An 18,723-nucleotide genomic window follows, 5' to 3' on the forward strand; every position below is an offset into this window, starting at 1 on the left:
TCTCCTCAGTTGGATCACCTGGTGCTTCTGCCAGGTATCGTTGTAATTTTATTACAATGCACTGTACTGCTTTTACGTCATTCCCGAAACCATTAGCGCTTATCGTCTCGTGCGATACGGCGATTTTTCGCCATTCAGCCGATTATGGCGACGTAATGACGCAACAGCCGTCGATAATTTGCGCAACAGGGTCATAGCAAAACCCGACATCGATCAAGTAATGAAAAAAAACAACAACATTATCTTGTCGACTGTTACCCTTTAGGGAAGCCACAGGGGTAATATCGGCTAATCGAATCAAGATTTCATCAATGAGTGAAATCGTTTCCACCCCCATGAGCGCCTTGTTAACAATGAACATGCTTGAAAAAATCCAGTATCAACTGGAACACCTTAGCAAATCCGAGCGAAAAGTGGCTGAAGTCATTCTGGCCGCGCCCGCTCAGGCGATTCATTCAAGCATCGCCGCTCTGGCTCAGGAAGCGGGCGTCAGTGAACCGACGGTCAACCGCTTCTGCCGCAGCCTGGAAACGCGCGGCTTTCCTGATTTTAAACTGCATCTGGCACAAAGTCTGGCAAACGGCACCCCCTATGTTAATCGTAATGTGGATGAAGACGACAGCGTAGATGCCTATACGGCAAAAATATTTGAGTCGGCCATGGCCACGCTCGATCACGTTCGTCAAAGTCTGGATATGAGTTCAGTAAACCGCGCGGTGGATTTACTCACCCAGGCCAAACGCATTGCGTTCTTCGGTCTTGGCTCGTCAGCCGCCGTGGCGCACGACGCCATGAATAAATTCTTCCGCTTTAACGTGCCGGTTATTTATTCCGATGACATTGTGCTGCAACGCATGAGCTGTATGAATTGCAGTGAGGATGACGTCGTGGTACTGATTTCGCACACTGGCCGCACCAAAAGCCAGGTTGAGCTGGCGCAGCTGGCCCGTGAAAACGATGCCATGGTAATCGCCCTCACCACCGCCGGCACGCCATTGGCGCGGGAGGCGACTCTCGCCATTACCCTGGACGTGCCTGAGGATACCGACATGTATATGCCAATGGTGTCCCGTCTGGCGCAACTCACGGTAATCGACGTGCTGGCGACCGGATTTACCTTACGCCGGGGCGCAAAATTCCGAGATAACTTGAAGCGAGTCAAGGAAGCGCTGAAGGAATCGCGTTTTGATAAAGAATTGCTTATAAAGAGCGATGTTCCCTGAAAGTAGATAACGAAGACGTAACCCATAATTAGATGTAACGATTTTCGGCATTCGGCCCCCTCTTTGCTGCCTTGCGGTAGATGAAGGTCGATTCAATGTTCACGCAACACCAAAGTTGTTTCAGTCAACGGAGTATTACATGTCCAGAAGGCTTCGCAGAACCAAGATCGTCACCACCTTAGGCCCGGCCACCGATCGCGATAATAACCTCGAAAAGATTATCGCCGCTGGCGCCAACGTGGTGCGTATGAACTTCTCTCACGGTACGCCAGAAGACCATAAATTGCGTGCCGATAAAGTGCGTGAGATCGCCGCTAAGCTGGGCCGCCACGTCGCTATCCTCGGCGACCTGCAGGGTCCAAAAATTCGTGTATCAACCTTCAAAGAAGGTAAAGTTTTCCTCAATATCGGCGACAAATTCCTGCTGGATGCCAACCTCGGCAAAGGCGAAGGCGATAAAGAGAAAGTCGGGATCGACTATAAAGGCCTGCCGGCTGATGTGGTACCTGGCGATATCCTGCTGCTCGACGACGGTCGCGTCCAGCTGAAGGTGCTGGAAGTTCAGGGGATGAAGGTGTTCACTGAAGTCACCGTCGGCGGTCCGCTCTCCAACAATAAAGGCATCAACAAACTGGGCGGCGGCCTCTCTGCGGAAGCCCTGACCGACAAAGACAAAGCGGATATCGTAACGGCGGCCCAGATCGGCGTTGACTACCTGGCGGTCTCCTTCCCACGCTGTGGCGAAGATCTGAACTATGCGCGCCGTCTGGCCCGTGACGCAGGCTGTGATGCCAAAATCGTCGCTAAGGTTGAACGCGCGGAAGCCGTGTGCGATCAGGATGCGATGGACGATGTGATCCTCGCCTCTGACGTGGTGATGGTTGCCCGTGGCGATCTGGGCGTGGAAATCGGCGATCCTGAACTGGTCGGTATCCAGAAAGCGCTGATTCGTCGCGCACGTCAGCTGAACCGCGCGGTGATCACCGCCACCCAGATGATGGAATCCATGATCACCAACCCAATGCCAACCCGTGCGGAAGTCATGGACGTCGCTAACGCCGTGCTGGACGGTACCGATGCGGTGATGCTGTCAGCGGAAACCGCGGCAGGCCAGTATCCGGCAGAAACCGTGGCCGCAATGGCGCGCGTCTGCCTGGGCGCGGAGAAGATCCCAAGCATTAACGTCTCCAAGCACCGCCTGGATATCCAGTTCGACAATGTGGAAGAAGCGATTGCGATGTCCGCCATGTATGCGGCCAACCATCTGAAAGGCGTTACGGCGATCATCACCATGACCGAATCTGGCCGCACCGCGCTGATGACCTCTCGCATCAGCTCCGGCCTGCCGATTTTCGCCATGTCACGCCACGAGCGTACGCTGAACCTGACGGCGCTGTACCGCGGTGTTACCCCGGTACACTTCGACAGCACCAATGACGGCGTAGCCGCGGCGCACGATGCCGTAAACCTGCTGCGCGATAAAGGTTACCTGGTGTCTGGTGATATCGTCATCGTGACGCAGGGTGACGTGATGAGCACCATCGGCTCAACCAATACCACGCGCGTACTGACTGTAGAGTAAGATCCGATCCCCTCTCCCCTAAGGGGAGAGGGGCAAGGTAAAGGTTTTCTATTTCCTCGGGTAAAGCTCTTTACGCTTATAGGGCTCCGTCTCTCCCGGCTTCCGCGTTTTCAGCAGCTTCAGTATCCACGTGTACTGTTCGGTATGCGGCCCCACCAGCAGCTCCACCTCTTCGTTCATGCGGCGCGCGATGGTGCGATCGTCCGCGGTCAGCAGGTCGTCCATCGGCGGACGGACTTCAATGCTCAGACGATGCGTTTTACCGTCGTAAACCGGAAAGAGCGGGATCACGCGGGCGCGGCAAACCTTCATCAGGCGCCCAATCGCGGGGAGCGTGGCTTTGTAGGTCGCAAAGAAGTCGACAAACTCGCTGTGCTCAGGTCCGTGGTCCTGGTCCGGCAGATAGTAGCCCCAGTACCCCTGACGTACCGACTGAATAAACGGCTTGATGCCGTCGTTTCGCGCATGCAAACGTCCGCCAAAACGACGACGTACCGTATTCCAGACAAAATCGTAGATTTTATTGCCCTGGTTATGGAACATCGCCGCCATTTTCTGCCCCTGGGAAGCCATCAGCATTGCCGGGATATCCACGCCCCAGCCGTGCGGCACGAGGAAAATGACCTTCTCATCATTGCGCCGCATTTCGTCGATGATTTCCAGCCCTTTCCAGTCAACGCGGTCGATGATTTTTTCCGGTCCTTTCAGCGCCAGCTCCGCCATCATCGCCATGGCCTGCGGTGCGGTGGTATACATCGCGTCGATGATGGCCTCGCGCTCGGCATCGCTTTTTTCAGGAAAACAGTAATAGAGGTTGATCTGCGCACGACGACGCGCGCTTTTACCTAAGCGTCCGGCCAGACGGCCAATTTTTCCCAGTACGGGATCGCGCAGCGTGGCAGGCAGCATAGCGATGCCCGCAAAGGTGTAAACTCCCAGCCAGGCGCCCCAGTTGCGCGGGTGTCGAAAGGATTTTTCAAACTCAGGAATGTATTCAATATTATTTTTTTTTGTTTCCATGCTGGTTCCAGGGTCTGGTGACGCGAAAAATTATTCAGATAGTGTAGCGAGGCAGTCGCCCACGCACAAAAGAAAAAGCCGGCGCATGCTGACACCGGCTTTTTTCACAAAACAGAGAGCTTAGTTTAAGCTCAGCTGCGGTATCACCTCTCTCGCCTGCGCCAGGTAATCGGAACGATCTTTACCTGTCAGGCCTTCGGTGCGCGGCAGTTTGGCCGTCAGTGGGTTCACGGCCTGCTGGTTGATCCACACTTCATAGTGCAGATGCGGGCCAGTAGAGCGTCCGGTGTTGCCGGAGAGCGCGATACGGTCGCCGCGTTTCACTTTCTGCCCCGGTTTGACCAGCAGCTTACGCAGGTGCATATAGCGGGTGGTATAGGTACGACCGTGACGGATAGCCACGTAATAGCCTGCTGCACCGCTGCGTTTTGCCATCACCACTTCGCCATCGCCAACGGACAGCACCGGCGTGCCCTGCGGCATCGCGAAGTCTACCCCGCGGTGAGGCGCAACGCGCCCGGTAACCGGGTTCAGACGACGCGGGTTAAAGTTAGAGGAGACGCGGAACTGTTTCGCCGTCGGGAAACGCAGGAAGCCTTTCGCAAGGCCCGTACCGCTGCGGTCATAGAACTTGCCGTCTTCAGCGCGAATGGCGTAGTAATCTTTTCCCTCGGAGCGCAGACGCACCCCCAGCAGCTGGCTCTGCTCGCGCTTGCCGTCCAGCATTTCGCGGGACATCAGGACGGAAAACTCATCGCCTTTCTTCAGCTTACGGAAATCCATCTGCCACTGCATGGCTTTGATCACCGCGCTGATTTCACCGCTGGTCAGGCCCGCATCACGGGCGCTGGAAACAAAGCTTCCGCCCACGGTACCTTTCATCACGCTGTTAACCCAGTCGCCTTTCTGCATTTCACTGGTCATTTTGAAACCGTTTGCAGTGCGGTCATAGGTGCGGGTTTCGCGGCGGGACATTTCCCAGGTCAAACGCTGAAGATCGCCATCCGCCGTTAATGTCCAGGAGAGCTGTTGCCCGATTTTCAGGTTACGCAGGTCTTTATCCGCAGCGGCCAGCTGGCTGATATTGCCCATGTCGATACCGTACTGGTTGAGCACGCTGCTCAGCGTGTCACCGGTAGAGACAACGTATTCGTGGATCCCCGCTTCGTTCTCGGTTTTATCGTCCAGTTCATCCTGAGGGATAGCTTCATCTTCCTGAGCGGCCTGGTCGATAGGCTCGCTGGCTTCAGGCAGCAAAGAGCGGATCTCGCTCTTTTCAAGCTCGATGGTTTTAATGATAGGGGCAGAACTCGGGTGGTAAACATAGGGCCGCCAGACGGCGACCGCTAAGGTGAGAACTGTAAGCGACCCCAGCATAACGCGGTGGGGTCGAGGCAGATTGTTAAATGCCAGGGCGACAGAGCGGGCTATCTGTTGCACGTATTCACTTCCTCGTTAATCTCCTTTCAGGCAGCTCGCATACTGGTTCGCCAGTTGGCTGAGGAACTGCGAATAGCTCGCTTTGCTCAACTGGATATTCGTACCTAGCGGGTCAAGGGTTCCCATGCGCACGGATGTTCCCCTGGCCACGGCTTCTACGACCGCTGGCCTGAACTGTGGCTCAGCAAAAACGCATGTCGCTTTCTGCTCAACCAACTGTGTTCTGATTTCATGTAAACGCTGCGCACCAGGTTGAATTTCAGGGTTGACGGTAAAGTGCCCAAGCGGGGTCAGGCCGTAGTGTTTTTCGTAGTAGCCGTAGGCGTCATGAAAAACGAAATACCCTTTTCCTTTCAACGGTGCGAGCTCATTACCTACCTGCTTATCGGTTGCGGCTAATTGTGCCTCAAAATCCTTCAGGTTGGCGTCTAGTTTGGCTCGACTTTGCGGCATAAGTTCCACTAATTTGTCATGGATTGCAACCGCTGAAAGCCGCGCTATCTCCGGGGATAGCCAGAGATGCATGTTGTACTCGCCGTGATGGTGATCTCCATCACCTTTTTCACCCTCTGCAGCGTGATGGTCATGTTCGTCACCGTCATCATCCGCCCCTTTCATGAGCAACGGTTTCACGCCGGAAAGCCCGGCAATCGCGACCTGTTTTTTATCAGCAATCTGTTTGGCTGATTTCTGCATGAATGCTTCCATCTCCGGACCAATCCAGACAACTAAGTCTGCGTTTTGTAAGCGTTTTACATCAGACGGACGCAGAGAATAGTCATGCTCTGAAGCCCCGTCAGGGAGCAGAACCTGGGTTTCCGTTACCCCATCGGTAATGGCCGACGCGATGAATCCAAGCGGTTTAAGCGAAGCAACAACGGCAGCGTTAACATCTTGTGCGGTTGTTCCCCAAAGGGCAGCGGATAATGCTGCGAAAAGAAGCGTATTTTTATGTAACATAATGCGACTAATCATCGTAGTGAATGCGTGGAATGTGATATTATAACATTCGTTGACTTCTTCAAGCTTAAATTGACATGACGACTCTGGTTTCTCTCGACAATATTTCGGTCTCCTTTGGCCAGCGCCGCGTCCTCTCTGACGTGTCGCTCGTTCTGAAGCCCGGCAAAATTTTGACGCTGCTCGGCCCCAATGGCGCAGGTAAATCCACTCTGGTGCGCGTGGTGCTGGGTCTGGTTACACCGGATGAAGGTGTAATCACGCGCGAGGAAAAATTGCGGATCGGCTATGTGCCGCAAAAATTACATCTGGACGCCACCCTGCCGCTGACGGTAAATCGTTTTCTGCGTCTGCGTCCCGGCACGCGAAAAGCCGATATTCTCCCGGCGCTGAAGCGCGTGCAGGCGGGCCACCTTATCGATGCGCCGTTGCAGAAGCTGTCCGGCGGTGAGACGCAGCGCGTTTTGCTGGCCCGTGCGCTGCTGAGCAGCCCGCAGCTGCTGGTGCTGGATGAGCCAACCCAGGGCGTGGACGTCAATGGTCAGGTCGCGCTTTATGATTTGATCGACCAGCTGCGCCGCGAACTGAACTGCGCCGTGCTGATGGTCTCCCATGACCTGCATCTGGTGATGGCGAAAACCGACGAAGTGCTGTGTCTCAACCATCACATTTGCTGTTCCGGCACGCCTGAAGTGGTCTCAATGCACCCGGAATTTATCTCCATGTTCGGCCCTCGCGGCGCTGAACAGCTTGGCATTTATCGCCATCATCATAATCACCGCCATGATTTGCAGGGACGAATCGTTCTGCGTCGGGGAAATGGACACTCATGATTGAACTGTTACTGCCCGGCTGGCTGGCCGGGGTTATGCTTGCCTGCGCCGCAGGCCCACTCGGCTCGTTTGTGGTGTGGCGCAGAATGTCTTACTTCGGTGATACCCTGGCGCATGCGTCGCTGCTGGGCGTTGCCTTTGGTTTGCTGCTGGATGTGAATCCCTTTTACGCGGTGATTGTGGTCACGCTGCTGCTGGCGGCCGGTCTGGTCTGGCTGGAGAAGCGCCCTCACCTCGCGGTTGATACGCTGCTTGGCATCATGGCGCACAGCGCGCTGTCGCTGGGTCTGGTCGTTGTTAGCCTGATGTCAAATATCCGCGTTGACCTGATGGCCTACCTGTTTGGCGATCTGCTGGCCGTGACGCCTGACGATCTCATCGCGATCGCCATTGGCGTGGTGGTGGTACTGGGTATTCTGCTGTGGCAGTGGCGGAATTTACTGGCAATGACCGTCAGCCCGGATCTGGCGTTTGTCGACGGCGTGAAGCTGCAGCGCGTGAAGCTGCTGCTGATGCTGGTGACGGCGTTAACGATTGGTGTCGCAATGAAGTTTGTCGGGGCACTGATCATCACATCGCTGCTGATCATCCCTGCCGCCACGGCGCGCCGTTTTGCACGTACGCCAGAGCAAATGGCCGGTATCGCGGTGGTTATCGGGATGATCGCCGTCACGGGCGGGTTAACCTTTTCGGCGTTTTATGACACGCCGGCCGGACCGTCGGTGGTCTTGAGCGCGGCGGTGTTGTTTGTTTTCAGTATGATGAAAAAGACCGCGCAGTAGTGAGCATGTCCCCGGTGGCGCTTCGCTTACCGGGGCTACCATTTATCGCTACTTACGGCATCGCGGGCGGCGTTATCCCGAAATGATTCCACGCTCGCACCGTCGCCATACGACCACGTGGGGTACGCTGTAAGAAGCCCTGCTGGATCAGATACGGCTCCAGCACATCTTCAATCGTCTCACGCTCTTCGCCAATTGCCGCCGCCAGGTTATCCAGCCCGACCGGCCCGCCAAAGAACTTGTCCAGCACCGCCAGCAGCAGTTTGCGGTCCATATAGTCAAAGCCTTCAGCATCGACGTTCAGCATATCCAGCGCCTGGGCGGCGATCTCGGCGGAAATCGAACCATCGTGCTTCACTTCAGCAAAGTCACGCACGCGGCGCAGCAGGCGGTTGGCAATACGCGGCGTACCGCGGGAACGCTTCGCCACTTCATATGCCCCCTCTTCGCTCATATCCAGCCCCATGTAGCGCGCGCTGCGCCCCACGATATGCTGAAGATCGGGCACCTGATAAAACTCCAGACGCTGAACGATGCCAAAGCGGTCGCGCAGCGGAGAGGTCAACGACCCGGCGCGCGTCGTGGCGCCAATCAGGGTAAACGGCGGCAGATCGATTTTGATGGAGCGCGCGGCCGGGCCTTCGCCGATCATGATATCCAGCTGGTAATCTTCCATCGCCGGATAGAGCACTTCCTCCACCACCGGTGACAGGCGGTGGATCTCATCGATAAACAGCACGTCATGCGGTTCAAGGTTGGTCAGCATCGCCGCCAGATCGCCCGCTTTCTCCAGCACCGGGCCGGAGGTGGTGCGCAGGTTGACGCCCATTTCATTGGCGACGATATTCGCCAGCGTGGTTTTACCTAACCCCGGCGGGCCAAAAATCAGCAGGTGATCGAGCGCATCGCCGCGCAGCTTTGCCGCCTGGATGAAAATCTCCATCTGGGAACGTACCTGCGGCTGGCCGATGTACTCATCAAGCAGCTTCGGGCGGATCGCACGATCCACCACGTCTTCTGCCTGAAGGGTGCCTGCCGATACCAGGCGGTCTGCTTCAATCATCCTTTACCTCACAATGCAGCGCGCAGCGCTTCACGAATCAGAGTTTCACTGCTGGCGTCCGGTTTGGCAATTTTGCTCACCATCCGGCTGGCCTCCTGAGGTTTATAGCCCAGCGCCACCAGCGCGGCAACCGCTTCCTGCTCGGCGTCATCATCAGAGGCAGGCGCGCCCGGAGCAGTCAGAACCAAATCGGCAGCCGGAGTGAACAGATCGCCGTGCAGACCTTTAAAGCGGTCTTTCATCTCAACAATCAGACGCTCTGCGGTTTTCTTACCAATGCCCGGAAGCTTAACCAGCGCCGCGGGATCTTCGCGCTCAACGGCATTCACAAACTGCGGAGCGGACATGCCGGACAAAATCGCCAGCGCCAGCTTAGGCCCCACACCGTTGGTTTTAATCAGCTCGCGGAACAGGGTACGTTCCTGCTTGTTGTTAAAGCCGTACAGCAGCTGGGCATCTTCACGCACCACAAACTGGGTAAAGACAATCGCCTCTTTGCCCGCGTCCGGCAGCTCGTAGAAGCAGGTCATCGGCATATGGACTTCATAGCCCACGCCACCCACTTCCAGCAGCACTAACGGGGGTTGTTTTTCAATGATGATGCCTCTGAGTCTGCCTATCACGTGACGCTCCTGCGTTCTGGGAGAAATTAACTGCCGACATAATAAAAAAAGGCTGGATGTTTATCCAGCCTGATTTCTGATTATCGTAACCTGCCTCGCGCCAGATTGAGCCGCGACTCGCTCATTTGCATCGCGTTCTGGCTGACGTGGCAGTGGGTAATTGCAATCGCCAGCGCATCGGCGGCGTCGGCCTGCGGGTTCGCGGGAAGCTTCAGCAGGGTGCGCACCATGTGCTGCACCTGGCTCTTCTCCGCGCTACCGATGCCCACCACCGTCTGCTTAACCTGCCTTGCCGCGTATTCGAATACCGGCAAATCCTGGTTCACCGCAGCCACGATGGCCACCCCACGCGCCTGACCGAGCTTCAGCGCCGAATCCGCGTTCTTCGCCATAAAGACCTGCTCAATGGCGAAATAGTCTGGCTGAAACTGGGTGATGATCTCCGATACGCCCGCATAAATAAGCTTGAGGCGCGACGGCAGATCGTCCACTTTGGTGCGAATGCATCCACTGCCGAGGTAGGTTAGCTGGCGTCCCACCTGACGGATAACGCCATACCCGGTGACGCGTGAGCCGGGGTCAATCCCGAGGATAATCGACATCACGCGTCTCCCGTAAACGGTTTACAGGCTCTCATCAGAGAGTCGCTGCAACCTCATCAGAGATTTCACCGTTGTGGTACACTTCCTGCACGTCGTCGCAGTCTTCGAGCATGTCGATCAGACGCAGCAGTTTCGGTGCGGTTTCTGCATCCATATCCGCTTTGGTGGACGGAATCATGGAGACTTCAGCGTTGTCCGCTTTCAGGCCCGCAGCTTCCAGCGCATCGCGCACGGCACCCATCTCTTCCCACGCGGTGTAGACGTCAATGGCACCATCATCGTAGGTCACCACGTCTTCCGCACCCGCTTCCAGCGCCGCTTCCATGATCGCATCTTCGTCGCCTTTCTCGAAAGAGATGACGCCTTTTTTGCTGAACAGGTAAGCTACGGAGCCGTCAGTGCCCAGGTTGCCGCCGGTTTTGGTGAACGCGTGGCGCACTTCCGCAACGGTACGGTTACGGTTGTCAGACAGGCATTCAACCATCACCGCAGTACCGCCAGGGCCGTAACCTTCATAAATGATGGTTTCCATGTTCGCGTCTTCATCACCGCCCACGCCGCGTGCGATAGCACGGTTCAGGGTGTCACGCGTCATGTTGTTAGACAGCGCTTTATCTACCGCCGCGCGCAGGCGTGGGTTAGAAGCCGGGTCGCCGCCGCCCAGACGCGCTGCTGTCACCAGCTCGCGAATGATTTTGGTAAAGATCTTACCGCGCTTGGCATCCTGTGCCGCTTTACGGTGTTTGGTGTTGGCCCACTTACTATGACCTGCCATAAAAAGTTCTCCAAAAATCGCGCCTTCTCAGGCCGCGTTAATTACAAATTCTTCAATCGCCTGCCGGTTGCTCCACGACTTGGTCAGTGCGGCGGCATCCGCCGCGTTCACCCAGCGGTAGTTCAGGTGTTCGGTAAACACGATCTCCCGCTCATGGGGGAGCGCGAGACAGAACCACGACTCTGTGTTGCGCTCAATGCCCGGCGCATAGCGATGACGTAAATGGCTAAAAATTTCAAACTCCACCGTGCGCTGACAGTCCTTCAGGGTCAGTTGCTCATGAGCAACGTCAATGGTGACCTCTTCCTTTACTTCACGCGCGGCGGCCTGCGGCGCGGTCTCCCCCTCTTCCAGACTGCCGGTAACCGACTGCCAGAAATCAGGATCGTCGCGCCGCTGCAACATCAGCACCCGCTTCGTGTCTTCTGCATAAATGACCACCAGGACAGAAACGGGAAGCTTATATGCCATATCAGTTTTTCTCTTCCTTCTTCACCACTTCAATGCCCAGCTCGGCCAGCGCTGCCGGGTTGGCAAAGCTTGGCGCTTCGGTCATCAGACACGCTGCGGCAGTGGTTTTCGGGAAGGCGATAACGTCACGAATGTTATCGGTGCCGGTCAGCAGCATGGTCAGACGGTCGAGACCGAAGGCCAGACCCGCGTGCGGAGGCGTGCCGTACTTCAGGGCGTCCAGCAGGAAGCCAAACTTCTCGCGCTGTTCCTGCTCGTTAATACCCAGAATGCCGAACACGGTCTGCTGCATTTCACCGCTGTGAATACGTACGGAGCCGCCGCCCACTTCATAGCCGTTGATAACCATGTCATAAGCGTTTGCCACTGCCTCTTCCGGCGCCGCTTTCAGCTCTGCCGCCGTCATCTCTTTTGGCGAGGTGAACGGGTGGTGCATCGCGGTCAGGCCGCCTTCACCGTCGTCTTCAAACATCGGGAAGTCGATAACCCACAGCGGCGCCCATTTGCTTTCGTCGGTCAGGTTCAGGTCTTTGCCGAGCTTCAGACGCAGCGCGCCCATTGCATCAGCAACAACTTTCTTGTTGTCTGCGCCGAAGAAGATCATGTCGCCGTCCTGCGCACCGGTGCGCTCAAGGATCGCTTCCACGATGTCCGCGTTCAGGAACTTCGCCACCGGGCTGGTGATCCCTTCCAGACCTTTCGCACGCTCGGTCACTTTAATATAGGCCAGACCTTTCGCGCCGTAGATCTTAATAAAGTTGCCGTAGTCATCAATCTGCTTACGGCTCAGCGCCGCGCCGCCCGGTACGCGCAGGGCAGCCACGCGGCCTTTCGGATCGTTAGCCGGTCCCGCGAATACCGCGAACTCAACGGATTTCACCAGGTCTGCTACGTCCACCAGCTCCATCGGGTTACGCAGGTCTGGTTTGTCGGAGCCGTAGCGACGTTCCGCTTCGGCGAAGGTCATGATCGGGAAATCGCCCAGCTCAACGCCCTTCACGTCGTTCCACAGGCTACGCACCAGCGCTTCCATCACTTCACGCACCTGTTCGGCGGTCATGAAGGAAGTTTCCACATCGATCTGGGTAAATTCTGGCTGACGATCAGCGCGCAGGTCTTCGTCGCGGAAGCACTTAACGATTTGATAATAGCGGTCGAAGCCGGACATCATCAGCAGCTGTTTGAACAGCTGCGGTGACTGCGGCAGCGCGTAGAATTTGCCTTTATGAACGCGGGATGGCACCAGGTAATCGCGCGCGCCTTCCGGCGTCGCTTTGGTCAGCATCGGGGTTTCAATATCGAGGAAACCGTGGTCATCCATAAAGCGACGCACCAGGCTGGTGATTTTCGCACGGGTTTTCAGGCGCTGAGCCATTTCCGGACGACGCAGATCCAGGTAGCGGTATTTCAGACGCGCTTCTTCAGTGTTGACGTGGTTGGAGTCCAGCGGCAGCGCTTCGGCACGGTTGATGATAACCAGATCGGACGCCAGCACTTCGATAGCGCCCGTCGCCATGTCTGCGTTAACGTTTTTCTCGTCACGCGCACGCACGGTGCCGGTGACCTGAATGCAGAACTCATTACGCAGCTCAGAGGCCAGCTTCAGCGCATCTGCGCGATCCGGGTCGAAGAACACCTGAACGATACCTTCACGGTCGCGCATATCGATGAAGATAAGGCTACCAAGATCACGACGACGGTTGACCCAACCACACAGGGTGACCTGCTGTCCGACGTGGGACTGACGCAGCTGCCCGCAATATTCTGTACGCATGAGATATCCCTTAATTAGCCGCAGGCTAAATGTCGCCTGGTATGCAGGCTACTATGTCGCAGCTTTCTGTATGTCACAACTGGATGAAAAAAGGCGGCTATTATACTGGAAATTCCGCCGGACGATAAGAGCGAACCACCGCCAGACGGTCGTTTGCTGCACTCTTATTGCGCATTCTCACAAAAATTAACAAAATTATCCGACCGATAACAGGTCATCACGTCGTAAGGTGTTACGGAAGTGATTAATTTACCTGGAGTGACGATGTTAACACTTGATGCCCGCAAAACCGCGCTTGTTGTGATTGATTTACAGGAAGGGATCCTGCCCTTCGCCGGTGGCCCACACGCAGCGGATGAAGTCGTCAGCCGCGCCGCTCGCCTGGCCGAGAAGTGCCGCGCCAGCGGTGCCCCTGTGGTCATGGTGCGCGTCGGCTGGTCCGCTGATTTCGCCGAGGCGTTAAAACAGCCCGTTGATGCCCAGGCGCCCGCACATGCCCTGCCGGAAAACTGGTGGACGTACCCGGTGTCGCTGGGCAAACGCGACAGCGATATCGAAGTCACTAAACGCCAGTGGGGCGCGTTCTACGGGACCGACCTTGAGCTGCAGCTTCGCCGCCGCGGTATCGACACCATTATTCTGTGCGGCATTTCCACCAATATCGGCGTCGAATCGACAGCCCGTAACGCCTGGGAGCTGGGCTTTAATCTGGTGATTGCTGAAGATGCCTGCAGCGCGGCTTCCGCGGAGCAGCATCAGGGCAGCATGACCCATATCTTCCCGCGCATCGGACGCGTGCGCAGCACGGATGAGATTTTAAGCGCGCTATGATGTACGTGGGCCTGCCCCAGTGGTCGCACCCGAAATGGGTGCGCCTGGGCATTACCAGCCTTGAAGAGTATGCCCGACACTTTAACTGCGTCGAGGGTAACACCACGCTGTATGCGCTGCCCAAAGCCGAGATAGTCGAACGCTGGCGGGAGCAAACAACGGACGATTTCCGTTTCTGCTTTAAGTTTCCGGCGACCATTTCCCACCAGGCCGCGCTGCGCAACTGCGGGGACTTAACGGAAGAATTTTTCACGCGCATGTCGCCGCTGGCGAACCGAATTGGACAATACTGGCTCCAGCTTCCCGCCACGTTTGGCCCGCGCGATCTGCCCGCCCTGTGGCAGTTCCTGGATGCCCTGCCCCGCGAATTCACCTACGGCGTGGAAGTCCGACATCAGGACTTCTTTGCGAAAGGCGAAGCCGAAAAAGCGCTCAACCGGGGCCTGCTGGATCGTTCCGTTAACCGGGTGATCCTCGACAGTCGTCCGGTGCACAACGCAGTACCGCATAACGAGGCCATCGTTGATGCTCAGCGTAAAAAACCGAAAGTGCCGGTCCACGCCATCGTGACCGCACAGAACCCGATGGTCAGGTTCATCGGCAGCGACAATATGCAGCAAAATCAGGCGATGTTCGCCGTCTGGCTGCAAAAACTCGCGAGCTGGGAGCACACCACCACGCCGTACCTCTTTTTGCACACGCCGGATATTGCTCAGGCGCCCGAACTGGTCGATGCTCTGTGGCAGGCCTTGCAAGCCGCGGTGCCGTCCGTGGGCAGCGTCCCTTCCATCCCACAACAATCTTCTCTTTTCTGATATCACCCCCTATCATAGTGAAGTGCCATCTGCCAAAAAACAGGGAGTTAGTATGGTCAGCGCGCTGTATGCGGTGTTAGGTGCATTACTGCTGATTAAATTTTCGTTTGATGTTGTGCGCCTCAGGATGCAGTACCGCGTCTCTTATGGCGACGGCGGTTTCTCCGAACTGCAAAGCGCTATTCGTATTCACGGTAATGCGGTGGAATACATTCCCGTTGCTCTCATCCTGCTGCTGTTTATGGAGATGAATGGCGCGGAAACCTGGATGGTGCATATTTGTGGCCTGATGCTTATTGCTGGCCGGTTAATGCATTATTACGGCTTTCACCACCGTTTATTCCGCTGGCGTCGTTCCGGCATGAGCGCGACCTGGTGTTCGCTTTTGCTGATGGTGCTGGCTAACCTGTGGTATATGCCGTGGGAGTTGGTTTTCTCCCTCCATTAGCGCACAATACGCCACTTTATTTTTCCCGGATTTTTACGTTATGTCAGATCGCGACACGCTTTTTTCCGCGCCTATCGCCAGCCTGGGCGACTGGACCTTCGATGAACGGGTAGCCGAAGTCTTCCCGGATATGATCCAGCGCTCTGTTCCCGGTTATTCCAATATTATCTCTATGATCGGTATGCTGGCTGAGCGCTTCGTTCAACCCGGTACGCAGGTCTATGACCTGGGCTGCTCGCTCGGCGCGGCAACGCTGTCGGTACGTCGTAACATTCATCACGATGGCTGCCGAATCATTGCCGTCGATAACTCCCCGGCCATGGTGGAACGCTGCCGTCGCCATATTGACGCGTACAAAGCCCCCGTTCCGGTGGACGTGGTGGAAGGCGATATCCGCGAGATCGAGATTAACAACGCCTCGATGGTAGTGCTGAATTTTACCCTGCAGTTCCTGGTGCCTGAAGACCGCCAGCTGCTGCTGGACAAAATTTACCAGGGGCTGAATCCCGGCGGCGCGCTGGTGCTTTCTGAAAAATTCAGCTTTGAGGATGCCAAAGTAGGCGAGCTGCTGTTCAACATGCACCACGATTTCAAACGGGCGAACGGCTACAGCGAGCTGGAGATCAGCCAGAAGCGCAGCATGCTGGAAAACGTGATGCTGACGGACTCCGTGGAAACCCATAAAGCGCGCCTGCACAAAGCCGGTTTTGAGCACAGCGAACTGTGGTTCCAGTGCTTTAACTTTGGCTCTCTGGTGGCGCTAAAAGCCGGGGATGCCGCATGATTGAATTCAGCAACTTTTATCAGCTGATTGCTAAAAACCATCTTTCCCACTGGCTGGAGACCCTGCCGGCGCAGATTGCCGCCTGGCAGCGCGATCAGCAGCACGGCCTGTTAAAGCAGTGGTCAAATGCCGTGGAGTATCTGCCGGAGCTGACGCCGCATCGTCTGGATTTACTGCACAGCGTGACGGCGGAAAGCGCAGAGCCGCTCCCTGCCGGGCAGATCAACCGCATCGAAACGCTGATGCGTAATTTAATGCCGTGGCGCAAAGGGCCGTTCTCGCTGTACGGCGTGAACATCAATACCGAGTGGCGCTCAGACTGGAAGTGGGATCGCGTACTGCCGCACCTTTCCGACCTGACCGGGCGCACCATTCTGGACGTAGGCTGCGGCAGCGGTTACCACATGTGGCGCATGATTGGCGCGGGAGCCCATCTGGCGGTCGGCATCGACCCGATGCAGCTCTTCCTGTGCCAGTTTGAGGCGGTGCGAAAACTGCTCGGCAACGACCAGCGTGCTCACCTGCTGCCGCTGGGCATAGAGCAGCTCCCTGCCCTGAAAGCGTTCGATACCGTCTTCTCGATGGGCGTGCTGTATCATCGTCGTTCCCCGCTTGAACACCTGTGGCAGCTCAAAGATCAGCTGGTCAGCGGCGGCGAGCTGGTGCTGGAAACGCTGGTGATCGAAGGCGATGAGCATGCGGTTCTGGTGCCGGGCGATCGCTACGCGCAGATGCGCAACGTTTACTTCATCCCGTCCGCGCTGGCGCTGAAAAACTGGCTGGAGAAGTGCGGATTTGTGGATGTTCGCATTGCCGATGTTTGCGTAACGTCTATCGAAGAGCAGCGTCGCACCGACTGGATGATCACCGAATCGCTGGAGCAGTTCCTCGACCCGGCCGACCACAGCAAAACCGTTGAAGGCTATCCTGCACCGATGCGTGCGGTGTTGATTGCGACCAAGCCGTAGTTTTTCCCTCTCCTCTGTGGGGTGAGGGGATAAAAAAAGGCCCCTGTTGAAATTGCAGGGGCCTGGTACAAGCAAGCATCATATTGGGCGACATGATGCGCGGTAAAAATCGGTACGTTGCTACACGTGATGACGCTCAATCAGCGACTTCATTTCCGCAACCGACTCTCCCTCTACGCCGTAGCGAGAATATTCATCCGCTTCAGCATCCGTCGACATTGACAGCCCTGTATTGCGATAACGCATGGGTGAAGGTATCCATTTCCCCGCAGAGCTGTGAAGCTCTTCCACCCCGGCGTTTAAAAACCGTTCCAGATTGCTGGCACGGACTCCCGCACCCGCCATTATTATTGGAACACCGGAATGTGCTTTTAGTTCCGTAATTAATTGCAGACCTTTTTCCGCCGAAGACTGCTGTCCCGATGTCAGGACGCGCGCCACGCCAAGTTCGGCAAGCGTATCAAATGCTTGCAGGGGATCTTTGCACATATCAAACGCACGATGAAAGGTGACGGCCATTCCTTTCGCGGCGTCCATTACCTTACGCATCCGCGCCAGATCGACGTGACCATCTTCATCAAGCAGGCCGGTAACCAGCCCCGGGAAGCCCAGGTCACGAACCAGCGCGATATCTTCAAGCATGGCACTGAACTCGCCCGCCGTGTAACAAAAATCGCCGCCGCGAGGCCGAATAATCGGGTGGACCGGGATGGTGACGGCCTGGCGGGCAGACTTCAACACGCCGTATGAAGGCGTTAACCCCCCTTCTTTCGGGGCGGCGCATAGCTCAATACGGTCAGCTCCCATCTGTTGCGCCGTTACGGCACACGCCACGCTGTAACAACAAATCTCCAGCAGCGCCATCTGCTTCTCCTTAAAATCAGCTTAACGCGCCATCATGGCACGCCTCTCGTTTCGTGTCTCAGCGACGAATCACAACTCTCAGGCTTCGCTGGCAACGATCTGCTCAATGGTCCAGGGATGAAATTTCACGGTCACCTGCCCGTCCGTCACGGCCAGCGTCGGGTTAGGCAGACGCTCGCGCTCGCCTTTGGGTGAACTCGTCTTCACAAAAATCCCCGGCTTGCTTAACCCGTCATCTGACAGCAGGGCCAGGGCGCGCGCGTTCAACGTTTCCGGCTCACCCGGCAGGACGATTTCGATATGCTCCCAGCCTTCGTGCGGATAGCGTTTCTCGCCCGGCCACGGCAGTTCAACCACGGTGAACTGCCAGTGCGCCACGTTCACCGGCTCATGCAGTTTGAACAGACAAATGGGGCGTCCATTGATGATGTTCTCAGAGAGCAACTCGCCGCACTGTTCAAACCCGCGACGCCAGCGCTCGGCGGTGGCATTCTGGTGGCAGCGCAAGGAAATGTGATCCGCCGCAAGCGGCACGATATCCAAACCAAGACGGGTGGCAAGTTCTGTGAACGCCTTTGTGAAGCGCGGTAAATCTGCGGAAATATCATGCAGTTCGTCAATGGATTGCCAGTTCGCCATAAGTCAGTCTCTTATCGTGTCGCAAAGCCGCTAATTTACTCCGTTGCCCCGTTTTGACCAACCGCAGAATCCGGCTTTTTATGACTGCATGGTTATGCACGCTTTCTTAGCCTGGATTCTGAGCAATCTTCGGGCCCCGCAATGCTGACGCCAGAAGGCATTTGCAGTATACTCCCGCCCTAAATTCTTTAACTGGCGCGGGCGGTTGTAAGCCCGCATCAAAAAC

At 56.4% G+C, this 18,723-nt stretch carries 20 protein-coding genes; 9 read left to right on the forward strand and 11 right to left on the reverse strand.

The annotated features are described in order from the left end of the window. Positions 1–353: 353 nt before the first annotated feature. Together IM295_RS20550 and pyk are read left to right on the forward strand one after the other, a co-directional pair. Positions 354–1,223: a MurR/RpiR family transcriptional regulator gene (locus tag IM295_RS20550; protein ID WP_028013615.1), complete on the forward strand. Its 870-nt coding sequence runs from the start codon at positions 354–356 to the stop codon at positions 1,221–1,223. Between the two features lie 139 nt (positions 1,224–1,362). Then, positions 1,363–2,805 carry a pyruvate kinase gene (gene pyk / locus IM295_RS20555; protein ID WP_028013616.1) on the forward strand — a complete coding sequence of 481 codons (1,443 nt, stop codon included), beginning with the start codon at positions 1,363–1,365 and terminating at the stop codon, positions 2,803–2,805. Between the two features lie 48 nt (positions 2,806–2,853). Here the strand turns inward: pyk and lpxM are convergent, their stop codons facing one another. From lpxM to znuA, 3 genes are all read right to left on the reverse strand, one after another. Further along, complete coding sequence (lpxM, locus tag IM295_RS20560) at positions 2,854–3,825, reverse strand: lauroyl-Kdo(2)-lipid IV(A) myristoyltransferase (RefSeq protein ID WP_193067267.1); 972 nt, start codon at positions 3,823–3,825, stop codon at positions 2,854–2,856. 120 nt (positions 3,826–3,945) lie between these two features. Continuing rightward, positions 3,946–5,265 (reverse strand): murein DD-endopeptidase MepM, encoded by a 1,320-nt coding sequence (gene mepM / locus IM295_RS20565; protein WP_028013619.1) that lies wholly within the window; start codon positions 5,263–5,265, stop codon positions 3,946–3,948. Between the two features lie 15 nt (positions 5,266–5,280). Continuing rightward, positions 5,281–6,225 (reverse strand): zinc ABC transporter substrate-binding protein ZnuA, encoded by a 945-nt coding sequence (znuA, locus tag IM295_RS20570; RefSeq protein ID WP_059358255.1) that lies wholly within the window; start codon positions 6,223–6,225, stop codon positions 5,281–5,283. A gap of 77 nt (positions 6,226–6,302) precedes the next feature. Here znuA and znuC point away from each other — a divergent pair, with 77 nt between their 5' ends. Both znuC and znuB read left to right on the forward strand, forming a co-directional pair. Then, positions 6,303–7,058: a zinc ABC transporter ATP-binding protein ZnuC gene (gene znuC, locus IM295_RS20575; RefSeq protein ID WP_193067268.1), complete on the forward strand. Its 756-nt coding sequence runs from the start codon at positions 6,303–6,305 to the stop codon at positions 7,056–7,058. Beyond that, positions 7,055–7,840, forward strand: coding sequence for a zinc ABC transporter permease subunit ZnuB (gene znuB, locus IM295_RS20580; protein ID WP_193067269.1), 786 nt, complete (start codon positions 7,055–7,057; stop codon positions 7,838–7,840). The genes znuC and znuB overlap by 4 nt, the downstream gene beginning before the upstream one ends. 52 nt (positions 7,841–7,892) lie before the next feature. On the opposite strand, the gene ruvB is transcribed toward znuB, so the two are convergent. From ruvB to aspS, 6 genes are all read right to left on the reverse strand, one after another. Then, positions 7,893–8,903, reverse strand: coding sequence for a Holliday junction branch migration DNA helicase RuvB (gene ruvB, locus IM295_RS20585; RefSeq protein WP_028013623.1), 1,011 nt, complete (start codon positions 8,901–8,903; stop codon positions 7,893–7,895). 8 nt (positions 8,904–8,911) lie between these two features. Next, complete coding sequence (ruvA, locus tag IM295_RS20590) at positions 8,912–9,526, reverse strand: Holliday junction branch migration protein RuvA (RefSeq protein ID WP_028013624.1); 615 nt, start codon at positions 9,524–9,526, stop codon at positions 8,912–8,914. Positions 9,527–9,606: 80 nt separating this feature from the next. Further along, the gene (ruvC, locus tag IM295_RS20595) at positions 9,607–10,128 is read right to left on the reverse strand and encodes a crossover junction endodeoxyribonuclease RuvC (RefSeq protein WP_003859749.1); all 522 of its coding nucleotides are present in this window, start codon (positions 10,126–10,128) and stop codon (positions 9,607–9,609) included. A 34-nt stretch (positions 10,129–10,162) separates the two neighbouring features. Beyond that, positions 10,163–10,903, reverse strand: coding sequence for a YebC/PmpR family DNA-binding transcriptional regulator (locus IM295_RS20600; RefSeq protein WP_003859747.1), 741 nt, complete (start codon positions 10,901–10,903; stop codon positions 10,163–10,165). Between the two features lie 27 nt (positions 10,904–10,930). Then, positions 10,931–11,374 carry a dihydroneopterin triphosphate diphosphatase gene (gene nudB / locus IM295_RS20605; RefSeq protein WP_059353978.1) on the reverse strand — a complete coding sequence of 148 codons (444 nt, stop codon included), beginning with the start codon at positions 11,372–11,374 and terminating at the stop codon, positions 10,931–10,933. 1 nt (position 11,375) lies between these two features. Continuing rightward, on the reverse strand, positions 11,376–13,148 hold the full coding sequence (gene aspS, locus IM295_RS20610) for an aspartate--tRNA ligase (protein ID WP_028013627.1): 1,773 nt from the start codon (positions 13,146–13,148) through the stop codon (positions 11,376–11,378). Between the two features lie 264 nt (positions 13,149–13,412). On the opposite strand from aspS, the gene IM295_RS20615 reads away from it, so the two are divergent. The 5 genes from IM295_RS20615 to cmoB are packed head-to-tail and all read left to right on the forward strand — an operon-like array spanning position 13,413 to position 16,994. Next, positions 13,413–13,979, forward strand: coding sequence for a hydrolase (locus IM295_RS20615; RefSeq protein ID WP_047367817.1), 567 nt, complete (start codon positions 13,413–13,415; stop codon positions 13,977–13,979). Next, positions 13,976–14,794 (forward strand): DUF72 domain-containing protein, encoded by an 819-nt coding sequence (locus IM295_RS20620; protein ID WP_045260317.1) that lies wholly within the window; start codon positions 13,976–13,978, stop codon positions 14,792–14,794. The genes IM295_RS20615 and IM295_RS20620 overlap by 4 nt, the downstream gene beginning before the upstream one ends. A gap of 52 nt (positions 14,795–14,846) precedes the next feature. Beyond that, positions 14,847–15,242 (forward strand): MAPEG family protein, encoded by a 396-nt coding sequence (locus tag IM295_RS20625; protein WP_028013630.1) that lies wholly within the window; start codon positions 14,847–14,849, stop codon positions 15,240–15,242. A gap of 40 nt (positions 15,243–15,282) precedes the next feature. Further along, positions 15,283–16,026 (forward strand): carboxy-S-adenosyl-L-methionine synthase CmoA, encoded by a 744-nt coding sequence (cmoA, locus tag IM295_RS20630; protein WP_045260318.1) that lies wholly within the window; start codon positions 15,283–15,285, stop codon positions 16,024–16,026. Beyond that, positions 16,023–16,994 (forward strand): tRNA 5-methoxyuridine(34)/uridine 5-oxyacetic acid(34) synthase CmoB, encoded by a 972-nt coding sequence (cmoB, locus tag IM295_RS20635; protein ID WP_028013632.1) that lies wholly within the window; start codon positions 16,023–16,025, stop codon positions 16,992–16,994. The genes cmoA and cmoB overlap by 4 nt, the downstream gene beginning before the upstream one ends. A 120-nt stretch (positions 16,995–17,114) precedes the next feature. Here cmoB and cutC read toward each other — a convergent pair whose 3' ends face one another. Beyond that, positions 17,115–17,858, reverse strand: a complete 744-nt coding sequence (gene cutC, locus IM295_RS20640; RefSeq protein ID WP_048960032.1) for a copper homeostasis protein CutC — start codon at positions 17,856–17,858, stop codon at positions 17,115–17,117. A 78-nt stretch (positions 17,859–17,936) separates the two neighbouring features. Continuing rightward, positions 17,937–18,497, reverse strand: coding sequence for a VOC family protein (locus tag IM295_RS20645; protein ID WP_045631220.1), 561 nt, complete (start codon positions 18,495–18,497; stop codon positions 17,937–17,939). Positions 18,498–18,723 lie beyond the last annotated feature (226 nt).

Origin of the sequence: Enterobacter cloacae complex sp. P14RS, from assembly GCF_014895895.1 — a bacterium.
In the GTDB taxonomy this organism is placed as follows: domain Bacteria; phylum Pseudomonadota; class Gammaproteobacteria; order Enterobacterales; family Enterobacteriaceae; genus Enterobacter; species Enterobacter bugandensis.